Origin of the sequence: Spirillospora sp. NPDC047279 (assembly GCF_040643285.1) — a bacterium.
Classification (GTDB): domain Bacteria; phylum Actinomycetota; class Actinomycetes; order Streptosporangiales; family Streptosporangiaceae; genus Spirillospora.
On sequence record NZ_JBEYUA010000009.1, the window covers coordinates 1 to 19,436 of the forward strand.

At 72.8% G+C, this 19,436-nt stretch carries 15 protein-coding genes, 1 rRNA gene and 1 pseudogene; 13 read left to right on the top strand and 4 right to left on the bottom strand.

Annotated features, from left to right (window positions below; translation table 11 throughout):
• The 4 genes from rrf to ABZ810_RS23195 form a co-directional block, all read left to right on the top strand.
• Positions 1-94: ribosomal RNA gene (gene rrf, locus ABZ810_RS23180) — 5S ribosomal RNA — on the top strand; the annotation flags it as partial.
• Positions 95-885: 791 nt separating this feature from the next.
• On the top strand, positions 886-1,557 hold the full coding sequence (locus ABZ810_RS23185) for a hypothetical protein (protein ID WP_358406291.1): 672 nt from the start codon (positions 886-888) through the stop codon (positions 1,555-1,557).
• Complete coding sequence (locus ABZ810_RS23190) at positions 1,554-2,930, top strand: hypothetical protein (protein WP_358406294.1); 1,377 nt, start codon at positions 1,554-1,556, stop codon at positions 2,928-2,930. Before ABZ810_RS23185 ends, ABZ810_RS23190 begins: the two co-directional genes overlap by 4 nt.
• A gap of 166 nt (positions 2,931-3,096) precedes the next feature.
• The gene (locus ABZ810_RS23195; RefSeq protein ID WP_358406296.1) at positions 3,097-4,266 is read left to right on the top strand and encodes an alkaline phosphatase PhoX; all 1,170 of its coding nucleotides are present in this window, start codon (positions 3,097-3,099) and stop codon (positions 4,264-4,266) included.
• A gap of 180 nt (positions 4,267-4,446) precedes the next feature.
• Here the strand turns inward: ABZ810_RS23195 and ABZ810_RS23200 are convergent, their stop codons facing one another.
• A complete protein-coding gene (locus tag ABZ810_RS23200) occupies positions 4,447-5,385 on the bottom strand; it encodes an MBL fold metallo-hydrolase (RefSeq protein ID WP_358406297.1) in 939 nt (312 codons plus the stop codon).
• Positions 5,386-5,509: 124 nt separating this feature from the next.
• Between ABZ810_RS23200 and ABZ810_RS23205 the strand changes: the two genes are divergently transcribed.
• Positions 5,510-6,139 carry a single-stranded DNA-binding protein gene (locus tag ABZ810_RS23205; protein ID WP_358406298.1) on the top strand — a complete coding sequence of 210 codons (630 nt, stop codon included), beginning with the start codon at positions 5,510-5,512 and terminating at the stop codon, positions 6,137-6,139.
• On the opposite strand, the gene ABZ810_RS23210 is transcribed toward ABZ810_RS23205, so the two are convergent.
• The gene (locus ABZ810_RS23210) at positions 6,136-7,482 is read right to left on the bottom strand and encodes a DUF1015 domain-containing protein (RefSeq protein ID WP_358406301.1); all 1,347 of its coding nucleotides are present in this window, start codon (positions 7,480-7,482) and stop codon (positions 6,136-6,138) included. The two genes, ABZ810_RS23205 and ABZ810_RS23210, sit on opposite strands and share 4 nt — an antisense overlap.
• Positions 7,483-7,548: 66 nt before the next feature.
• Between ABZ810_RS23210 and ABZ810_RS23215 the strand changes: the two genes are divergently transcribed.
• The gene (locus ABZ810_RS23215; protein ID WP_358406302.1) at positions 7,549-7,986 is read left to right on the top strand and encodes a tetratricopeptide repeat protein; all 438 of its coding nucleotides are present in this window, start codon (positions 7,549-7,551) and stop codon (positions 7,984-7,986) included.
• Between the two features lie 424 nt (positions 7,987-8,410).
• Positions 8,411-9,412, top strand: a complete 1,002-nt coding sequence (locus ABZ810_RS23220) for an HAD-IIA family hydrolase (protein ID WP_358406303.1) — start codon at positions 8,411-8,413, stop codon at positions 9,410-9,412.
• Here the strand turns inward: ABZ810_RS23220 and ABZ810_RS23225 are convergent.
• Positions 9,409-10,629 carry a vanadium-dependent haloperoxidase gene (locus ABZ810_RS23225; RefSeq protein ID WP_358406305.1) on the bottom strand — a complete coding sequence of 407 codons (1,221 nt, stop codon included), beginning with the start codon at positions 10,627-10,629 and terminating at the stop codon, positions 9,409-9,411. The two genes, ABZ810_RS23220 and ABZ810_RS23225, sit on opposite strands and share 4 nt — an antisense overlap.
• Positions 10,630-11,090: 461 nt before the next feature.
• On the opposite strand from ABZ810_RS23225, the gene ABZ810_RS23230 reads away from it, so the two are divergent.
• Positions 11,091-12,143, top strand: a complete 1,053-nt coding sequence (locus ABZ810_RS23230) for a glycerophosphodiester phosphodiesterase family protein (RefSeq protein ID WP_358406306.1) — start codon at positions 11,091-11,093, stop codon at positions 12,141-12,143.
• A 56-nt stretch (positions 12,144-12,199) separates the two neighbouring features.
• On the opposite strand, the gene ABZ810_RS23235 is transcribed toward ABZ810_RS23230, so the two are convergent.
• Positions 12,200-12,541 carry an SCP2 sterol-binding domain-containing protein gene (locus ABZ810_RS23235; RefSeq protein WP_358406308.1) on the bottom strand — a complete coding sequence of 114 codons (342 nt, stop codon included), beginning with the start codon at positions 12,539-12,541 and terminating at the stop codon, positions 12,200-12,202.
• Positions 12,542-13,412: 871 nt separating this feature from the next.
• Here ABZ810_RS23235 and ABZ810_RS23240 point away from each other — a divergent pair.
• The 5 genes and pseudogenes from ABZ810_RS23240 (at position 13,413) to ABZ810_RS23260 (ending at position 19,435) form a co-directional block, all read left to right on the top strand.
• Positions 13,413-14,222, top strand: a complete 810-nt coding sequence (locus ABZ810_RS23240; RefSeq protein ID WP_358406309.1) for a TlyA family RNA methyltransferase — start codon at positions 13,413-13,415, stop codon at positions 14,220-14,222.
• Positions 14,219-15,103, top strand: a pseudogene (locus ABZ810_RS23245) (NAD kinase); the annotation flags it as partial. The gene ABZ810_RS23240 and the pseudogene ABZ810_RS23245, both read left to right, overlap by 4 nt.
• Positions 15,104-15,410: 307 nt before the next feature.
• Positions 15,411-17,108: a DNA repair protein RecN gene (gene recN / locus ABZ810_RS23250; protein WP_358406310.1), complete on the top strand. Its 1,698-nt coding sequence runs from the start codon at positions 15,411-15,413 to the stop codon at positions 17,106-17,108.
• Positions 17,109-17,243: 135 nt separating this feature from the next.
• Positions 17,244-18,482, top strand: coding sequence for a putative cytokinetic ring protein SteA (gene steA, locus ABZ810_RS23255; protein WP_358406312.1), 1,239 nt, complete (start codon positions 17,244-17,246; stop codon positions 18,480-18,482).
• On the top strand, positions 18,479-19,435 hold the full coding sequence (locus tag ABZ810_RS23260; protein ID WP_358406313.1) for a copper transporter: 957 nt from the start codon (positions 18,479-18,481) through the stop codon (positions 19,433-19,435). The genes steA and ABZ810_RS23260 overlap by 4 nt, the downstream gene beginning before the upstream one ends.
• Position 19,436 lies beyond the last annotated feature (1 nt).

Consider the following 19,436-nt stretch of genomic DNA (forward strand, 5'->3'; position numbering starts at 1 on the left):
AACACCCGGTCCCATCCCGAACCCGGAAGTTAAGCCCTTCAGCGCCGATGGTACTGCACGGGAGACTGTGTGGGAGAGTAGGACACCGCCGGACATATATTGGTCGAGGGCCGCCCCCGGTTCGTGGGGCGGCCCTCGATGCATGTCTTGGACCTGTCAAAATGGGATGCAGGTCCATGAGCCAACGAGAACAGTGACGGATCGTGATGAGCGCGGAAGAGGACGGCCGCAAGGACGAGCGCCGCGAGCGGCGGGGCGACGACGGGGGTCGCGGCAAGCCTTCCCAGCGTGATGGGAAGCCCCGCGGCGGACCTGGCGGACAGGGGCCCCGCAAGAGCGGCGGCCCGCGTGGAGGCGCGCCTAAGGGCGGTGCCCAGGGCTCGCGCGGCCGTGACCGTGATCGTGGAGAGTCCGGCCCGCGCGGCGGCTCGTGGAAGGGCCGACCCGGCGGCGGTCAGCGTGACGACCGTGGGAAGCCGGGGCGTCCTCCCTTCAAGCGTTCTGAGGACCGTCGTCCGGCCGGCGAGGAGGGCGGCCGGGACGAGTCCTCACGCGGACCGCGCTCCGGCGGCGGCCCCCGCGGCGAAGGCCGTTTCCAAGGACGCCCCAAGGACCGCCCGTTCCGCGGACAAGGCGGCGGTGGCGGACAGCAACGGCCTGGTGGATTCCGCAAGGACCGTGATGGGTTCCGCAAGGACCGTGATTCAGAGCGGCGGGGCGGACCTGGCGGTGAGCGTCGGTTCGACGACCGGCGTGGTCCGAAGCCCGGCGACCGTGACGACCGTCGGGGTTCTGGCCCGAAGCGCTCGTCCGGCGAGCGCGGCGGCTCACGTCCTTACGGCCAGCGCGACGATCGGGGCGCTCCGCGTCCCTATGGTCAGCGTGATGACCGTGGTGGTTCGCGTCCCTACGGTGGGCGGGACGACCGTGGTGGTTCGCGTCCGTATGGGCAGCGTGACGATCGGGGCGGTTCGCGTCCCTATGGTGAGCGTGACGATCGGCGGGGTCCGCGTCCTTCTGGTGAGCGCGATGACCGTGGTGGATCGCGGCCTCAAGGTGAGCGTGACGATCGGGGCGGTTCGCGTCCCTTTGGTCAGCGTGATGACCGTGGTGGTTCGCGTCCCTACGGTGGGCGTGACGATCGGGGTGGGTCGCGTTCGCAAGGTGGGCGTGATGACCGGGGCGGTTCGCGTTCTTACGGGGAGCGGGACGATCGGCGGGGTCCGCGTCCCTTCGGGGACCGTGGTGGCTCGCGGCCGGGTGGTCAGCGTGATGACCGGCGTGGCTCGCGGCCCGGGAAGCCCTTCGAGGACCGGCGCGGCGGCAAGCCGTTCGGCGATCGTGACCGTCCCCGTGGTCAAGGCGGACCACGCGACGACCGTCGTGGAGGCCGCCCGGGCAAGCCGTTCGGCGACCGTGACAGGGACCGTGGCGGTCCGCGTCGTGGCGGAGACCGCTCGTACGGTCCGCCGCGTGATCGCGGACCTCAGCCGGAACGGCGCGAGCGAGAGAACGAGACGCCGCAGCACGACGTTCCGCTGCTCCCTGACGATGTGACCGGTGAGGAGCTGGACGCCGACGCGCGTGCCGAGCTCCGCACGCTTCCGAAGGACCTGGCGAGCCGGGTCGCCCGGCGTCTCGTGATGGCGGGACGGCTGGCGGAGGAAGACCCCGAGGCCGCCTACAAGCACGCCCGGGAGGCACGCCGGCTGGCTTCGCGCGTCGGTCTGGTGCGTGAGGCCGCGGGCCTCGCCGCCTACCGCGCGGGGGAGTGGGCCGAGGCGCTCGCCGAGCTGCGGGCGGCGCGCCGCCTGAGCACGAGCGACGACTCGTACCTTCCGGTGATGGCCGACTGTGAACGTGGTCTGGGCCGTCCCGAGCGGGCACTCGACCTGGTCAAGTCGCCGGAGGCCAAGCGGCTCGACCCGATGGGCCGAGTCGAGCTTCGGATCGTGGAGTCCGGTGCGCGGCGTGACCTCGGGCAGGTCGAGGCCGCCGTGGTGACGTTGCAGATTCCCGAGCTCAAGGACCGGCGGCTCCGACCGTGGTCGGCCCGGCTCTTCTACGCGTACGCCGACGCCCTGGCCGAGGCCGGGCGCAAGGTGGAGGCGAGCGAGTGGTTCGCGCGCGCCGCCGCGGCGGACCGCGACGACGAGACCGATGCCGCCGAACGGTACGCCGAGCTGGAAGGCCTCGAGATCCTCGACACCGAGGACGGCGAGGACGAGGACGGCGCCGCGGCCATTGCCGACACGGCCGCAGAGACCGACGCTGACGGCGACTCCGGCGACGGCCGTGGCGTCGCGGTCGTCGCTTCTTCGGACGGCGTTGCTGAGGAGGCCGTCGCTCCCTCCAACGAGGTTGTCGAGGCTGCGGACACGCCCTCTGAGGGTGTCGCTGAGGAGGCGGACGCTTCCTCCGAGGACGTTCCTGAAGGAGCTGTCGCATCGTCCGCGAGCGATGTTGAAGGTGCTGCCGCTTCGTCCGCGGGCGATGTTGAAGGTGCTGCCGCTTCGTCCGCGGGCGATGCTGAAGGAGCTGCCGCTTCGTTCGACGGCGCTGACGAGGAGCTGGACGCCTCGTCCGGCGACGGCGCTGAGGAGGATGCCGCTACGTTCGGCGACGCTGCTGAGGAGGACGCTTCGTCCGACGATGGTGCGGCCGTTGCGGATGAGGTGACGTCGGAACGTTCGGACGAGCAGGGGGCGCCGGAGGGGCGGGTCGAGATCGGGGTGCTGGACGCGCCCGACCCGACCGCCATCGCGTTCCAGCCCGCTGAGGCGCCCCCCAGCGGCACGGCGGCCGCCAAGGACGAGGTTCGCGAGGACGAGGGACCCGGCGAGGAGGCTCCCGAGCACTCGGTGGTCTTCCTGGAGCCCAAGACGACCGATGACCCGGCCGGCCAGGAGCAGCGTCCCCCAGCCGAGTGATGACCCGACAACGCCTTGCCGCAGGTGGACCGGTGTCCCCTGCGGCAGGGGTTGACGCGTGGGTGCTCTTCACCGAATATTCGCAAGATCGTGCCAGTCGGGGGTCGCCGGAGTAATCCGGCGGTGATGGACTTCGCCGGTCGAGCGAAGCCTGTGAGGGAGCATCATGCCCATCGCCCTGAACCGACGTACGTTCCTGCGCACCACCGCGATCGCCGGTGGTACGACCGCCTTTTCGGGCGCGTTGTGGCAGCAGGCGTTCGCGGGCCCCGCGCAGCCCGGCCCCGGCCCGTACGGGCCGCTGCTCGCCGCCGACGGCAACGGCGTGCAGCTGCCCGCCGGTTTCACCAGCCGGGTGGTGGCGCGGTCGCTGCAGAGGGTCGAGGGAACGCGGTACACCTGGCACCCGGCGCCCGATGGCGGCGCGTGCTACCGCGACGGTGCCGGGTGGGTCTACGTGAGCAACTCCGAGGTGCCGGTCGTGGGCGGAGCGTCGGCGGTGAAGTTCGACGCCACCGGCAAGATCACCTCGGCGTACCGCATCCTCAACGGAACCACGCTCAACTGCGCGGGCGGCGCGACGCCCTGGAACACCTGGCTGTCGTGCGAGGAGCACGACTTCGGCCTGGTGTACGAGACCGACCCGTACGGTCAGAAGGCGGCCAAGGCGCACCCGGCGATGGGACGGTTCAAGCACGAGGCCGCCGCCTGCGACCCGGTGCGCAAGGTCGTCTACATGACCGAGGACGTCGGGAACGGGTGCTTCTACCGATTCCTGCCCACTACCTGGGGCGACCTGTCCAAGGGCACGCTTCAGGTGCTGATCGGCACCGGCCTGGGCGCGGTGCGCTGGGCGAACGTCCCCAACCCGCAGATGTGGCTGACTCCCACCCGTGACCAGGTGCAGGGCGCGATGCGCTTCTCGGGCGGCGAGGGCTGCTACTACGCGGGCGGCATCTGCTACTTCACCACCAAGGGCGACAATCGCGTGTGGGCGTACGACGCCAACGCCGAACGGCTCGACCTGGCGTACGACGACGACCTGGTCCCCGGCGGCGCCGCCCCGCTGCACGGCGTCGACAACATCACCGGCGCGGCCTCCGGCGACCTCTACATCGCCGAGGACGGCGACAACATGGAGATCAACCTCATCACGCCCGACGGTGTCGTGACGCCGTTCCTGCGCGTCGTCGGCCACGACGAGTCCGAGATCACCGGGCCCGCGTTCTCGCCCGACGGCTCCCGCCTGTACTTCTCGTCCCAGCGTGGCAAGAGCGGCTTCGTGGCGGGCACCGACGGCCACACGTTCGAGGTGACCGGCCCCTTCCGCCACTGACCGTCCGCGCCGGCCGTGGTCGACGCGCCCGGGTCACCTGTGACCCGGGCGCAGGCGCCAGGGGCGCGCCGACAACGTCCGCGCCTGTCACGTCCGCGCCTGTCACGTCCGCGCCTGTCACGTCCGCTTCCGAGCACGCCGACCGCGTCGGTCACATAGGTGGTGCTGGTCGCGTTCGTGTCAGGCGTGGCGGTCGAGGGCGTGCATGATCCCGGCGACGTTGCTCACCGCGCCGTTCAGGACCTCGTACTTCTCGATGGTCTCCGGGTCGGTGATCTCCTTGGTCATGCGGTAACGGTCCTGGGTGCGTTCCCGCACCATCGCCGCCGCATGGTCGAGGTCGAGTCCCTCGTCGCGGGCGTCCTTCACCGCGTCGACCCACACCCGCAGTTCCTCGGCCGACCGTTCGAGAACGTCGGTCACCTCGGACACCGGCCCGTAGTGCGCGAACAGCAGCCGTTCGGGCTGCAAGGCCTGGAACTTGGCCAGTGACCGCAGCGCCGTCTCCAGATCGAAGTCCGGAGGAGGCGTCGCGGGCCGCACGTCGGCGGTCTCCGGGATGTAGATGCCGGCGGCGTCGCCCACGTACAGGTCGCCCGTGAACGAGTCCATCAGGCCGACATGGTGCTTGGCGTGCCCGGGGGAGTAGTAGGACTCGAGCCGCCGCCCGCCCCCCAGGTCGATCGCGCCGGTCTCCTCCACGGCCCGGATCCGTGCCGCGTCGGTGGGCTTGAGTTCCCCGAAAAGCCGGTCGAGCGCGTCCCCGTACACCATCCGGGCGCTGCGCATCAGCCGTTCCGGGCCCACCAGGTGCCGTGCGCCCTTCTCGTGGACGACGACCTCGGCCTGCGGGTACATCTCGGCGATGTCCCCGACCCCGCCCGCGTGGTCGAGGTGGATGTGCGTCACGACCACGCTCGCCAGGTCCTGCGGGCCCACGCCCAGCTCGGTGAGCGCCCGCTGGACGACCGGTGCCGAACCCGCGGTCCCCGGCTCCACCAGACATGGCCGGTCGGACAGGATCAGGTAGCCGGCGGTGATGCCCGTGTACCCCGCCATCCGCGTGTCGATCTCGTAGACGTCACCGCCCAGCGGCGTGACCGTGGTCTCGGTGTCCATGGACAGATCATCGCCCCCCGGCGCCCCGGTTATCCACAGTTTCGGTCCGGGCTTCCGCTGCCGGGGTCCTGTCTTCCAGGATCGACTCCAGAGCGAAAGCATCTCTTCACCCTGAGGAGTCGACATGACCTGCCCGCATGTGAACGACGTCGTCCTGCTCGGCAGGCTGGCCGAGGACCCGCTGCGCCGCGACCTGCCCTCCGGACTGGTCGTCGCCTGGCGGTTGATCGTCGACCGGCCTCGATCCGAGCCCGGCCGGCGCCGCATGGTCGACACCCTCGCCTGCGCCAGCTGGGTGTCCGCCGTTGCCGACCAGAGCTCCACCTGGCGCCGCGGCGACCTCATCGAGGTCCGCGGCTCCCTCCGCCGCCGCTTCTGGAAGGGCGACGACCTCAGGATCGGCCGCTACGAGGTAGAGGTCTACGACGCCGCCCTCGTAGCCGTATCCCCAACCACCGAGCCCGAGGCCGCCGAGCCCGAGGCTGCCGTGTCCGAGGCCGCCGCGTCCGAGGCTGCCGTGTCCGCGTGCGGCGTGTCCGAGGTCGCCGTGTTCGAGGCCGCGGAGCCCGAAGGCGCTGTGGCCGAGGTCGCTGTGTCCGAGGCCGCGATGTCCGCGTCCGGCGTGTCCTCGGCCGCCGTGTCCGAGGCCGAGGTGTTCGAGGCTGACGTGTCTTCGGGTGGGGTGACTGCAACTGCCGCATCCCCAGATGCCGCGTCTGCGGATGCCGTGTGCCCCAAGGCTGGATCCCCTTAGCGCCGGGCTCCTCGGGGGTGGTTAGGGGTGAGGAGGCGGAGCACTAGGCCGGTGCGGGGTTTGGGGCCGAACGAGGTGGACTTGCGCGGGACGCGATCGCCGTCCGCCGCCACGGCCAGGACGTCCTCCACGCTGAGGGGGTTGAGGATGACGGCGGTGCCGCCGGTGCGGTGGGCTCGTTCGATCGCGGCGGCGGGGTCGTCGTGGACGACCTCGACGCTGCGCTCGTCCTCGGGGATCTTCCAGACGCCCTCGATCAGAAGGCGGTCGAGGATGGCGGTGTCGAGGCCGCGCCAGCGTTCGGAGTGGTCGGCAGGCATGGAGTCGGCCAGGCCGGTCGCGGTGAGCAGGTACAGGCTCTCGCCGCCACCGACGACGAACGCGGTGGCCTGCTCGGTGTGGCGCACGGAAGCCAGCGCGTCCAGGGCCGTGGGCAGGTCGGGCTGCTCGGTGACCTGGAAGATCCGCGCGGCGAGTGCGACCGCTTCGGCAGGAGGGAGATCTGGCAGCACACGGTGAATGGCGCCCAGATACGGGGGATAGCGGGTGGAGTCGACCAGGAGCGCCAGGCCGTGGTCCCACGGGCCAGGTCCGTCCCCGGCGGCGTGGTGCCGTGCCTGGAGGGCCCGGTACGTGGCGTAGCGGTGATGGCCGTCGGCGATCAGGGCCTGCCGGGGGCCCAGGTCGGCGGCGACGCGAGCATGGTGATCGGGGTCGCTGGTAAGCCACAGCCGGTGGGTCAGCCCGTCCCCGCCCTGAAACTCCACCAGGGGCGTCGTCGCGGCGATCTCATCGATGATCGTCGCCGCGTCGCCGCCGCCCTCGTAGATCAAGAAGATCGGCTCGGAATTGGCGTGGGTCGCGGCCATCAGCTCCAGGCGGTTGCGCACCGGACCGGGATAGACGTTCTCGTGGGGGAGGACCACGCCGCTGCTCTCGGCCCGCAGGCCCAGAGCGCCGATCAGGCCCCGCTGGACGGGGGTCTCGCCGGAGGCGGCCTCATAGACGTAGAGGGCCGGCTCGGGATCGGCGGCCAGGGCGCCGACGGTGAGCCAGCGGCGCAGCGTGTCGGCGCCCTCCGCGGCCGTCGGCGGCAGGATCAGCCGGACGATGTTGTGCCCGTCGCTGGCCAGCAGGCGGCCGAGGGCCTCTTCGTCGATCACGTCGTACGGCGGCGACGTGACGGCCGCCAGATCCCCCACGACCTCGGGCGCGAAGCGCACGCCGCAGAACGGCGCCAGCTCCAGCCCCGTCGCCGCGACCGGCTCGGCGGCCCCGAAGATCCACGCGCTGAAGGCCTCTGGGCCCAGCCCGGAAGGGAGATCGTCGTCCACTGTGGGCATGGTAACGATGGGCGGGGCGGCGCGGCCCGCCCGGGTACCGTCATGAGGGTCGAAGGAGAGGTCCACATGAGTGTTCAAGGGCCGGGACGATCGGAGGATTCCCCGGGCGAGGAACCAAGGCCCGCCGCTCCGGACGGCGGGGTGTACGAGTGGTACACGAGGGGCCTGGAGCTCCTCAGATCAGGCAGTCCCGCGGCCGCCGTGCAGCTGCTCACCCGGGCCGCCGCCGCCGAGCCGGCGTCCCGCAGCATTCGCGAGGCACTGGGCCGGGCGCAGTTCGGGGCCCGGCGCTTCGGTGAGGCGGCGGAGAGCTTCAGATCGATCGTGGAGGCCGATCCGGCCGAGGACTACGCCCTGTTCGGCCTCGGCCTCTCACTCAGCCGCATGGGCGAGTTCCAGGCCGCGGTCGAGCATCTGGCACTCGCCGCTGCGATGCGCCCGGACAACAAGGACTACTCCAACGCCCTCCGCCACGTCCGAGCCACCCTGGCCTCCCGCAGATGACCACTTCAGGCCACCCCGCCCACCCGGCGCGATCCGACCGCACCCCACGAACGGGCCGGAGCATGCGTTCGGACCGCGCCGGCCGGCGCGCCGCGGCCTGGTTGCCCGGTGCGGATGTCTGCGTGGTGCGGACGGTCTGTACGCCGCGTACGGGCCGGGGCATGCGTATGGACCGCGCCGGCCGCCGGCATGCCGCGGGCTGGTCGGCCGGTGCGGACGTCTGCGTGGTGCGAACCGGTTGTACGCAGCGTCTGGACTGGGGCATGCGTACGGGGCGTGCTTCGGCGGATGGACCGCGCGGCATGTACCGCGGGGATCGGCACGTACGGTGCGTACTCGCCGCGTCCCGGCGGCGTGGACGGGCTAGGTGTCTTGGGCGTACTGCGTCGGGGTGATCCCGGCGCACCTATCTGGAAGGGACTTCATGAAGAGCAGTGACCGGCCGCTGAGCGAGGCGTACGACGTGGCCTTGCTCGACCTCGACGGGGTCGTCTACGTGGGCCACCGTCCGGTGCCGGCCGCCGCCGAGTCCCTGGCGAAGGCGCGTGCCGCCGGGCAGCGGCTCGCGTTCGTGACCAACAACGCCTCCCGGACGCCCAACGCCGTCGCCGCGCTCCTCACCACCGTGGGCGTGCCGGCGTCGCCAGAGGACGTGGTGACCTCGTCGCAGGCCGCGGCCCGGCTCCTGTCCGAACGGCTGCCCGCCGGGTCCAAGGTCCTGGTCGTCGGCGGCATGGGGTTGCGCCAGGCCCTCTACGCCAGGGGCCTGCGTCCCGTCAGCACCGCGTCCGAACGCCCGGCCGCCGTCGTGCAGGGCTTCGACCCCAACCTCTCGTACGGGCTGATCGCCGAGGGCTCCAAGGCGGTCGCCGCGGGCGCGCTCTTCGTGGGCTCGAACGGCGATTTCACCATTCCCGGCGCCGACGGCGTGCCCAGGCCGGGCAACGGCTCCCTGCTCCAGGTGATCCGTACCGCGACGGGCGTCGCCCCCATCGTCACCGGCAAGCCCGAACGGCCTCTCCACCACGAGTCCATCATCCGTACCGGGGCCGAACGCCCCCTGGTCGTCGGCGACCGGCTCGACACCGACATCGAGGGCGCCCACAACGGCGGCGCCGACAGCCTGCTGGTCTTCACCGGGGTGACGGACCCGCTGGCGGCCCTCACCGCCGGGCCGAGCCACCGTCCCAGCTATCTGGCGGCCGACCTCGGCGGGCTCCTCGTTCCCCATCCGGAGGTACGGGAGGACGGCGGCGGTTACGCGTGCGTCGGCTGGACCGCCCGCTGGGACGGCGACCAGATCGTGCTCACCGGCGAGGGCGATCCTTACGACGGCCTGCGCGCCCTGGCGGCCGCCGCCTGGCGTGCCGACGCCCCTTCACCACCGGAGGCGGTGAAGGGCGCCTTGGAACGTCTCGGCCTCTAGAGCGGGCAGTGGCCGTGATGGGTCGGGCCGGTCGTGTAGAGGAGCCTCCGCGCCAGGACCTCCGAGCCGACGTTCCGGCCCATCGCCAGCCCGGACTGGTTGCTGAACTCGAAGTGCGCGCCGCCCACCACGCGCGACCGGCCCGCGTCGGCGGCCGCGTCGGAGAAGCCCGTGAACGTGCGTTCCATCGGCCGCCCGGTGGCCGGGTCGACGGGGGCCGAGTCGGTCACGTGCGTGAACCCGATCCGGTCGGCGCAGAAGAAGCCCGCGAGCACGGTGGCGGCGGTCGCGCTGAACGAGCTGTGCCCCGAGACGTACTCCGGCGTGCTGCCCGGCGAACCGGCCCGCGCCTTCCAGTTCGGGTCCTTCTCGGTGTGCGGGTTGCCGTCGGTGTCGGCCTGCTGGATCGCGGTCTCGGGCCGCCAGTGCCGATGAACGTACTTGGTCCGCACGGTCGGGATCGAGACGTCCGAGAGCGCCGCGCCGAGCAGGGCGAAGAGACGGGCCTTCGCCGCGAGCGGCACCGAGCGCCGCGCGGACACCTCAAGGGCGATCTTGAGCCATTCGCCCGGTGGCTGCGCCGAACCGGCCGGGAGCGACCAGTACTGGTAGAGGGCGACCTTGGCGGCGTCCGGGATCGCGGCGTCGCCGACCAGCTTGACCTCGGCGAACGCGGCGGCGTAGTCGAGGCCGGTGAGCGGAGCCGGGCCGGGCCCGACATAGGGCGCCGCGTCCGCGATGCCGAACGGGGTCATGGCGCGGTACTGCGTGCCCGACCAGGCCAGGGGGAAGATCCCCGGGCCGGTGCCGCCCGCCTGGCTCTCCACCGGGCGTGAGCCGTCCGTGGTGCGGAGCCGGACGACGTCCGCGCCGACCGTTCGTCCCCACGCGAGGCCCGCGGCGACCCGCGCGCCTCCGCCGAGCCGGGCGAGGTCGGCCTGGAGTTGCGCGTCGAAGCGGGCCGCCTGGTCGGGATAGAGGCGCACGAGCACGGCGTGGGCCGCCGCCGACGCTGCCGCGCGTTCGTCGGCGCGCTCCGGTGCCCCGGCGGGCGCCCTGAGCAGGTGCGCCCGCTTCCGCCGCGCGTGACGGCCCTCGATGCCGTTGACCGCGTCGTAGACGGCCGCGTTCACCATCGCGTACGAACGCGCCGCGTCGGCGTCGCTCGCCCGGACCAGACGCACCGACTCCAGCGCCAGCGAGTTCCAGCTCGCCACCGGATCGACCTCGACACCCCCACCCCCCGGCAGCGCGGCCCCATCTCCCGCCAGTAGAGCCCGGGCGCCCGCTTGCGCCGCTACGACAGCCGCCTCGGTGCCTGGCAGTGCGGGGGTAGGGGCCTGCGGTGCGGGAGCGGCGTCCGCGAGAAGGGGGACGGTCCGTTCTGGTGCGGGGCGGGCGTTCGCCGGCGCCGGGGAGGCGGTTGTGGCGAGTATGGCCAGCAGGGCCAGGGGCACGAGTCGCTTCATGGGTCACCTCATCTCGCCGCGCCGCGCGGCGCGCGGCAGGGCCGGTTCGATCTCGACCCGATCACCGGCCGGGCGGTCGCGCAATGACCTGGACCGGCATCGGCCTGGCCGAGATCGGCATCGTCGCGTCACCGCTCGTTCGTCCGGGAATCACCTGATGGCCGTACCCGTACCGGACCGTGTCCCGCACGACACGGAAGGGATGATCCATGACGAGATGGCGTCGCGCCGTAGTGGCGGCGGGGCTCGGGGGAGCGGTGGCCGTGAGCGCGGTCCAGCCCGCCGCCGCGGCCGGGCAGGGGCAGCGGCGGGCGTTCGACCTGCAGGCGCACCGCGGCGGGCTCGGGCTGGTGGCCGAGAGCACGCTCCCGGCGTTCGCCAACGCGCTCGAACTCGGGGTCAGCACGCTCGAGCTGGACGTGCAGATCACCGAGGACGGGCAGGCGGTCGTCACGCACGACCGGCGCGTCAACTCGCGCAAGTGCAAGGACACCGCGCCCGTCACGCCGGACGACCCGGAGTTCCCCTACGTGGGCAAGTACATCAACACGCTGACGCTGAAGCAGGTCCGCGCCATGGACTGCGGCTCGCAGACCCTGGCGGAGTTCCCGGGGCAGCGGGCGGCACCCGGCGCGAGGATGCCGCTGCTGCGCGAGGTGTTCGGCCTGATCCACCGCTACCGCGCGTACGGGGTCACGCTGAACGTGGAGACCAAGGTCGAGGCGGGCGCGCCGAGCGAGACCGCGCCGCGGGAGCAGTTCGTCCAGGTGACGGCACGGGAGGTCCGGCGGGCCGGGCTGCTGCGCCAGGTGACGATCCAGAGCTTCGACTGGGGCGCGCTGAAGCGGATGCGCCAGGTCGAGCGGCGGCTGCCGCTGGTGGCGCTCACCAACTACGACTTCTTGCAGGTCGGGCAGCCTGGCGCCTCGCCGTGGCTGGGCGGGATCGACATCGACGACTTCGGCGGCGACCCGCTGAAGGCGATCAAGTCGTTCGGCGTGACGGCGTTCTCGCCGGTGCACGGGTTCCCGCAGAACGGCACGGTCACCGATCCCGCCTACCGGCCGTACGTCACCAGGGCGATGGTCGACCAGGCGCACCGGATGGGCATCAAGGTGATCCCCTGGACGGTCGACGACACGGCCACCATGAGCAAGCTGATCGACGACGGCGTGGACGGCATCATCACCGACTACCCCGACCGGTTGCGCGCGCTGATGGCCGAACGCGGCTTCAAACTGCCGCGCCGCCATCACCGCTGACGGGCATCACCGTTCGAGGCCCTGCCGCCCCTCCGGGGTGGCAGGGCCTCTCGCCGTCAGAGCAGTTTGCGGAGCCGGAGGAGGTCGAAGATGCTCGCCTCGATCTTGAGCCGTCCGGCCGCCCAGGCCTTGGCGGGGTTGAGCGCGTCGTTGGCGAGCGCGACCAGGTCGTCGCTGCCCACGGTCAGGCGGACCTGAGCGGACCCGGGGTCGGCCGTCGGCTCGAACTTGTCCAGGCCGCCGGCGTGGAGCCGCGTCATGTACGCCACGTCCAGATCCGGGATCCGGCAGCTGATCGTGCGTTCGACGACATGCCGGGCGAGCTGGTCGGGGTCCACCTCGCCGAGCCGCTCCGCCACCCGGTCGAGGGCGATGCGGCAATCCTCCTCGTTCGCCATGGTCAGGCCGTTCCCCGTTCGGTCGACAACGATGTCGTGATGGGACGGTAGCGTTCTGACTGAGCCCGAAGCGACCCGCGGCACGCGGCCGGGGGTCTTCTTGGAGGTAAAACGTGATGTCTGGCGACGCCGCCGGGGACCAGGAGGCGGCGACCCCGCCCGCCCCCGGTGCTCCCGAGCCGGATCCGGCCGGTCCCGGGCCGGTGTGGAGCGTGCGCGTGAGCGCGGCCCCGCACCCGCAACCCCCGGGCACGGCCCAGCAGGGCCCGGCCGAGGCTCAGGAGGCGTCTGGCGCGCCTTCGCCGGCCCCGGCGGCTCCCGCCGGAGGGCAGGCGGCCCCGGCCCCCTACGTCGCGCCGCCGTTCCGGGCCGGGCCGCCGCCCGAGCCGACCGGCGACCCGCGCGTCGACGCCGCGCTCGCCCCGCTCGGCAGGCTGGGCGGTACGCAGGTCCCCGAGCACGTCGAGGTCTTCGAGGACGTCCACCAGCGCCTCCAGGAGCTCCTCGTCTCGGCCGACGACGACTCCGACGCCCCACCTCCACCAGCCCACCCCCGCTTCGGCCCGAGCGGTCCCGGCGCTCCCGCGCCCGGCCCGAACCCTGCCGCCCCGCGTCCTGGTGGCCCCGGGCCCGGTCCGGGCGGCTCCACGCCACGCCCAGGTGGCCCAGCACCCGCATCGGGCGGCCCCACGCCGCGCCCGGGCGGCCCCACGCCGCGCCCGGGTGGCCCCACGCCGCGCCCGGGTGGCCCGGTGCCCGGGCCTGGTGGTGCCGCTCAGCGCCCCGGTGGTCCGACGCCCGGTCAGGGTGGTGGGGTGCCTTGTCCTGACGTTCCTGGTGGGGTGGGTGGCGGTCGGCCGGGCGATGGTCGATGAGCCGACGGCGGTTGGACGCCGAGCTGGTGCGGCGGAAGCTGGCGCGGTCGCGGGAGCATGCGGGGCAGCTGATCGCGGACGGGCGGGTCAAGGTCGGCGGGCAGACGGCGGGCAAGGCGGCCACGCAGGTGGAGACCGGGGCGGCGATCGTGGTCGACACCGGCGACGCCGGGCCCGAGTACGTCTCGCGCGGCGGGCACAAGCTGGCCGGGGCGCTGGAGGCGTTCGCGGATCTGCGGCCCGAGGGGCGGGTGTGCCTGGACGCGGGCGCCTCGACCGGCGGGTTCACCGACGTGCTGTTGCGCGCCGGTGCGGCGAGGGTCTACGCGGTCGACGTGGGGTACGGGCAGATCGCCTGGTCGTTGCGGACCGATGAGCGGGTGACCGTGCTCGAACGTGTCAACGTCCGTGATCTCACCCCGGAGCAGCTCGGGCAGCCCGAGGCGGCGGCGCCGGACCTGGTGGTGGGCGACCTGTCGTTCATCTCGCTGAAGCTCGTGCTGGGGCCCGTCAAGGCGTGCGCCGCTCCCGGCGCCGACTACGCGCTCATGGTGAAACCGCAGTTCGAAGTGGGTAAGGAACGGGTCGGCGCGGGAGGTGTGGTGCGCGATCCCGAGTTGCGCGCGGAGGCGGTGCGGGACGTGGCCGCGCACGCGCGGACGCTCGGCCTGGGCGTGCGGGGCGTGACGGCCAGCCCGCTGCCCGGCCCGTCGGGCAACGTGGAGTACTTCCTGTGGCTGCGCGCCGACGCGCCGCCCCTGGACGAGGCCGGGTTGAAGAAGGCCATCACGGAGGGGCCCCAGTGAGCACAAGGTCGGTGCTGGTCGTCGCCCACACCGGGCGGCGTGAGGCGGTCCGCAGCGCGCAGCTGGTCATCGAGCGCCTCAGCGGGGCCGGCATCGGCGTGCGGGTGCTGGAGGGCGAGGCCGCCGACATCGGCTGCGCCGGCGTGGAGGTCATGCCGGGCACCCCGGCGGCGGCCGAGGGCGCCGAGGTGGTCATGGTGCTGGGCGGCGACGGCACGCTGCTGCGCGCCGCCGACCTGGCCAGGCCCGCGGGCACGCCGCTGCTCGGCGTCAACCTCGGGCACGTCGGGTTCCTGGCGGAGGCCGAGCGCGAGGACCTCACGGCCACCGTCGAACGGGTCGTCACGCGGCGTTACGACGTCGAGGAGCGCATGACCATCGACGTCATGGTGCGCCGCAACGGGACGGTCACCGGCACGACGTGGGCGCTCAACGAGGCGACCGTCGAGAAGGCCGAGCGCGAGCGCATGCTCGAGGTCGTCGCCGAGATCGACGGGCGGCCGCTGTCCAACTGGGGTTGCGACGGCGTGGTGTGCGCGACGCCGACGGGGTCGACCGCCTACGCGTTCTCGGCGGGCGGCCCGATCGTGTGGCCCGAGGTGGAGGCGATGCTGGTGGTCCCCATCAGCGCGCACGCGCTGTTCGCCCGGCCGATCGTCGTGTCGCCGCGTTCGACGCTGGCGATCGAGGTGCTGCCCGGCACGCCGCGCGCGGTGTTGTGGTGCGACGGCCGCCGCACGCTCGACCTGCCGCCGGGCGCGCGGGTCGAGGTGCGCCGGGGCGCCGATCCGGTACGGCTGGCCCGCCTGCACCTGACCCCGTTCACCGACCGGCTCGTCACCAAGTTCGGCCTGCCGGTGACCGGCTGGCGCGGCAGGGTCCGCCAGAACGCCGTATCGAACGAAGACACGCCACGCGTACCCGGCGGCGAGGTCACTCAGGGTGCGCCGGAGGGACGGGGCGAGGCCGGCCAGATGGCAGGGCCGGGTGCGTCCGGGCAGGTCAGCGGCGACGGAGCGGCCGGGGCGGTGGACGGCGCGGCGGCGGCGACGCCGGTGTGTGACGAAACCCCGCCCTCGGCGGGGGAGGCCGGACGTGGACAAGAGCGATAATCTCACCAGCGAAACCGCGAGACGGCGAGGCCCGGACACGGGTTCTGTTCACGAGGGGTTGACGCTGGTGCGTCCGATGGTCGATGAGGTGCGGATCCAGGGCCTCGGTGTGATCGACGAGGCCGTGCTGGACCTGTCGCCGGGGTTCAACGTCGTCACCGGCGAGACCGGCGCGGGCAAGACCATGGTGGTCACCAGCCTGGGCCTGATGTTCGGCGGCCGTGCCGACCCCCAGCGGGTCCGGCCGGGGGCCGAACGGGCCACCGTGGAGGGCCGGATCGTGATCGATCCGGGCGGCCGGGTGGTCGAACGGGTCGAGGAGGCCGGCGGCGAGCTCGACGAGGGCGCCCTGATCATCACCCGGTCGGTGTCCGCGGAGGGCCGCTCGCGCGCGTTCCTCGGCGGCCGGTCGGTGCCGGTCAGCCTGCTCATCAACCTCGCCGACGACCTGGTGGCCGTGCACGGCCAGTCCGACCAGCAGCGGCTGCTGCAGGCCGGGCGCCAGCGCGGCGCGCTCGACCGCTACGCGGGCGGCGCGCTGACCAAGCCGATGCGCGCCTACACCGCCGCCTACCAGCGGCACCGGCAGGTCACCGCGCTGCTGGAGGAGCTGACCACCCGGGCGCGCGAACGCGCCCAGGAGGCCGACATGCTCCGCTTCGGCCTGGAGGAGATCGAGAAGGCCGACCCCAAGCCGGGCGAGGACGTCGAGCTGGCCGCCGAGGAGGAGCGCCTGGGGCACGCCGACGCGCTGCGCAGCGCGTCGACCACGGCCCACGAGGCGCTGCTGGGCGACCCGGCGGCGGCGATCGAGGCGGCCAACGTGGTCGGCCTGCTCGGCTCGGCGCGCAACGCGCTCGACGCGGTGCGCGACCACGACCCGGCGCTCGCCGCGCTGGCCGACCGGCTCGCCGAGGCCGGATACCTGGTGTCGGACGCCGGCACCGAGCTCGCGTCCTACGCCGAGTCCGTCGAGGCCGACCCGGCGCGGCTGGCCGCCGTCCAGGAGCGGCGCGCCGAGCTGACCGGCCTGACCCGCAAGTACGGCGAGACCCTCGACGCGGTCCTGGAGTGGTCGGCCGCGTCCGCCGCGCGCCTCACCGAGCTGGAGGGCGACGACGAGCGCATCGAGGCGCTCCAGGCGGAGGAGGCCGAGCTCACCGAACGGCTCGCCGCCGAGGCCGCCGAGCTGACGGCGGTGCGCACCCGCGCCGCCGAACGTTTCTCCGCCGCCGTCACCGAGGAGCTCACCGCGCTGGCGATGCCGCACGCCCGCGTCGTGGTCTCGGTCACCCGGACGCCCGAGTACGGGCCGCACGGCGCCGACGAGGTCGAGGTGCGGCTCGCGCCCCACCCGGGCGCCACGCCGCTGCCGCTGCACAAGGGCGCCTCCGGCGGTGAGCTGTCGCGGGTGATGCTCGCCATCGAGGTGGTGTTCGCCGGCGCCGACCCCGTCCCGACGTTCGTCTTCGACGAGGTCGACGCGGGCGTCGGCGGCAAGGCGGCGGTCGAGATCGGCCGGCGGCTCGCCCGGCTGGCCCGCAACGCCCAGGTGATCGTCGTCACACATCTTCCGCAGGTGGCCGCGTTCGCCGACCAGCATCTGCTGGTGGAGAAGTCCAGCGACGGACTGGTCACCAGCAGCGGCGTGACCGCCCTCGACCGCGAGGGCAGGCTCCGCGAGCTGTCGCGCATGCTCGCCGGCCTGGAGGACTCCGAGCTGGGCCGCGCCCACGCCGAGGAGCTGCTGCAGCTGGCGGCCGAGGAGCACTGACCTGGAGGCCCACCGGGAGACGGGCCTGGCGGCGGTCGCGAAGCGCGCCAAAGCGACCGACAGTGCACGAACGAACACGCCCTGCCGTTCGTCGTTACAGGTGTCGTCTCCCGCGCTCTGGCAGGATGGCAACCGATGAACGACCCGTCTCCGACCACCGAGCGTCGCGCGCTGATCTCGCCGAGGCTCCAGCGCCGCGTGCGCGCCCTGGGCCGCGGCAAGGAGGACGGCCCGAACGGCGTCAACGCCGCGGCGCGGCTCGACCGGCGCACCAAGGACCTCACCAAGCGGCTGGAGCCCGGCGAGATCGCCGTGATCGACCACGTCGACATCGACCGGGTCAGCGCCGAGGCGCTGGTGTCCTGTCAGGTCGCCGCGGTGGTCAACGTCGCGCCCAGCATCTCCGGCCGCTATCCCAACCTGGGGCCGCAGATCCTGGTCGAGGCGGGCATCCCGCTCCTGGACGACGTCGGGCCGGAGATCTTCGCCAAGCTCAAGGAGGGCGACCTCGTCCGGATCGAGGACGAGACCGTCTACCGCGGCGACGAGGTCGTCGCCAAGGGCACCGTGCAGACGCCCGAGCGCGTCGAGGAGGCGCTGACCGAGGCCAAGGCGGGCCTGTCGCACCAGCTCGAGGCGTTCGTCGCCAACACGATGGAGTACGTCAAGCGCGAGCGCGACCTGCTCATCGACGGCGTCGGCGTGCCCGAGGTGACGACCCGCATCGACGGCCGGCACGTGCTGATCGTGGTGCGCGGTTACCACTACCGCGAGGACATCGCCGCGCTCCGCCCGTACATCCGCGAATACCGGCCGGTCCTGATCGGGGTCGACGGCGGCGCGGACGCGCTCATGGAGGCCGGCTACCGGCCCGACATGATCGTCGGGGACATGGACTCGGTCTCCGACGACGCGCTGACCTCGGGCGCCGAGATCGTCGTGCACGCGTACCGGGACGGCCGCGCGCCCGGCCTCAAGCGGGTGGAGGAGCTCGGCCGCGAGGCCGTCGTCTTCCCGGCGACCGCGACCAGCGAGGACATCGCCATGCTGCTCGCCGACGACAAGGGCGCCACGCTCATCGTCGCCGTCGGCACGCACGCCAACATGGTGGAGTTCCTCGACAAGGGCCGGGCCGGCATGGCGAGCACCTTCCTCACCCGGCTCCGGGTCGGCAGCAAGCTCGTCGACGCCAAGGGCGTGAGCCGCCTCTACCGCAGCCGCATCTCCACCTGGTCGCTGCTGTTCCTGGTGCTCGGCGCGTTCATCGCCATGACCACCGCCGTGATCATGTCGCCGGCCGGGGACGTGCTGCTCCCGCTGCTGGCCGACCGCTGGCACGCCTTCCTCTTCTGGCTGACCGGACTCTTCACGTGATCGATTTTCGATACCACCTCGTCTCCATCGTCGCGATCTTCCTCGCGCTGGCGCTCGGCATCATCCTGGGCTCCACCACGCTCTCCCAGTCGGTCGCCGACAGCCTGCGCAGCCAGGCCACGGCGGCCAAGGAGCGCGGCGACAGGCTGCGCGCCGAGAACACCACGCTGACCCAGCAGATCCGGGGCGAGGAACAGTTCGCCCAGGTCCTCGGCCCGCAGATCGTCACCGAGCGGCTGCGCGGCCAGTCGGTGGTCTTCGTCGAGACCCCCGGCGCGGCCAGCGAGGCGCTCGAGCAGGTCAGCGAGCTGGCCCAGCAGGCGGGAGCCACCGTCACCGGACGGGTGACGATCCAGAAGAAGTTCCTGAACGACGACCAGGAGCAGACCGTCGACATCCTCGCCGGGCAGCTCAAGCCGGAGGGCGTCACGTTCGCCTCCGACGCGAGCGCCTACGACAAGGCGGGCGCGGTGCTGGCCAGCGCGATCGTGACCAAGGACACGGCCAAGGCGGGCCGCGAGGACGCCTCCGGCGGCGCGGTCCTCGGCGGATTCAAGCAGGCGGGTTACGTGACCACCAGCGGGAAGCCCGGCCAGCATGCGACACTCGCCGTCGTGATGGCACCCTCGACCCCCTACACCGCGTCCGGCGGCGACACCGACAACAAGGCGCTGCTGTCGGTCACCACCGCGCTCGACGCCGCCGCCGGCGGCACCGTCCTCGGCGGGCCCAACACCGCGGCGCAGAAGGGCGGCCTGATCAGCGCCCTGCGCGGCTCGGACGTCGACAAGAACGTCTCGTCGGTCGACATGGCCGACAAGTCGTCCGGCCAGGTGGTCGTCATCCTGTCGCTCCAGGACGAGCTGGCGGGCAAGGCCGGCCAGTACGGGATCGGGCCCGACGCGAGCGGCTACCTGCCCTCGCCCGCGCCCGCCGCCGGAAAGGCCGGGTGAC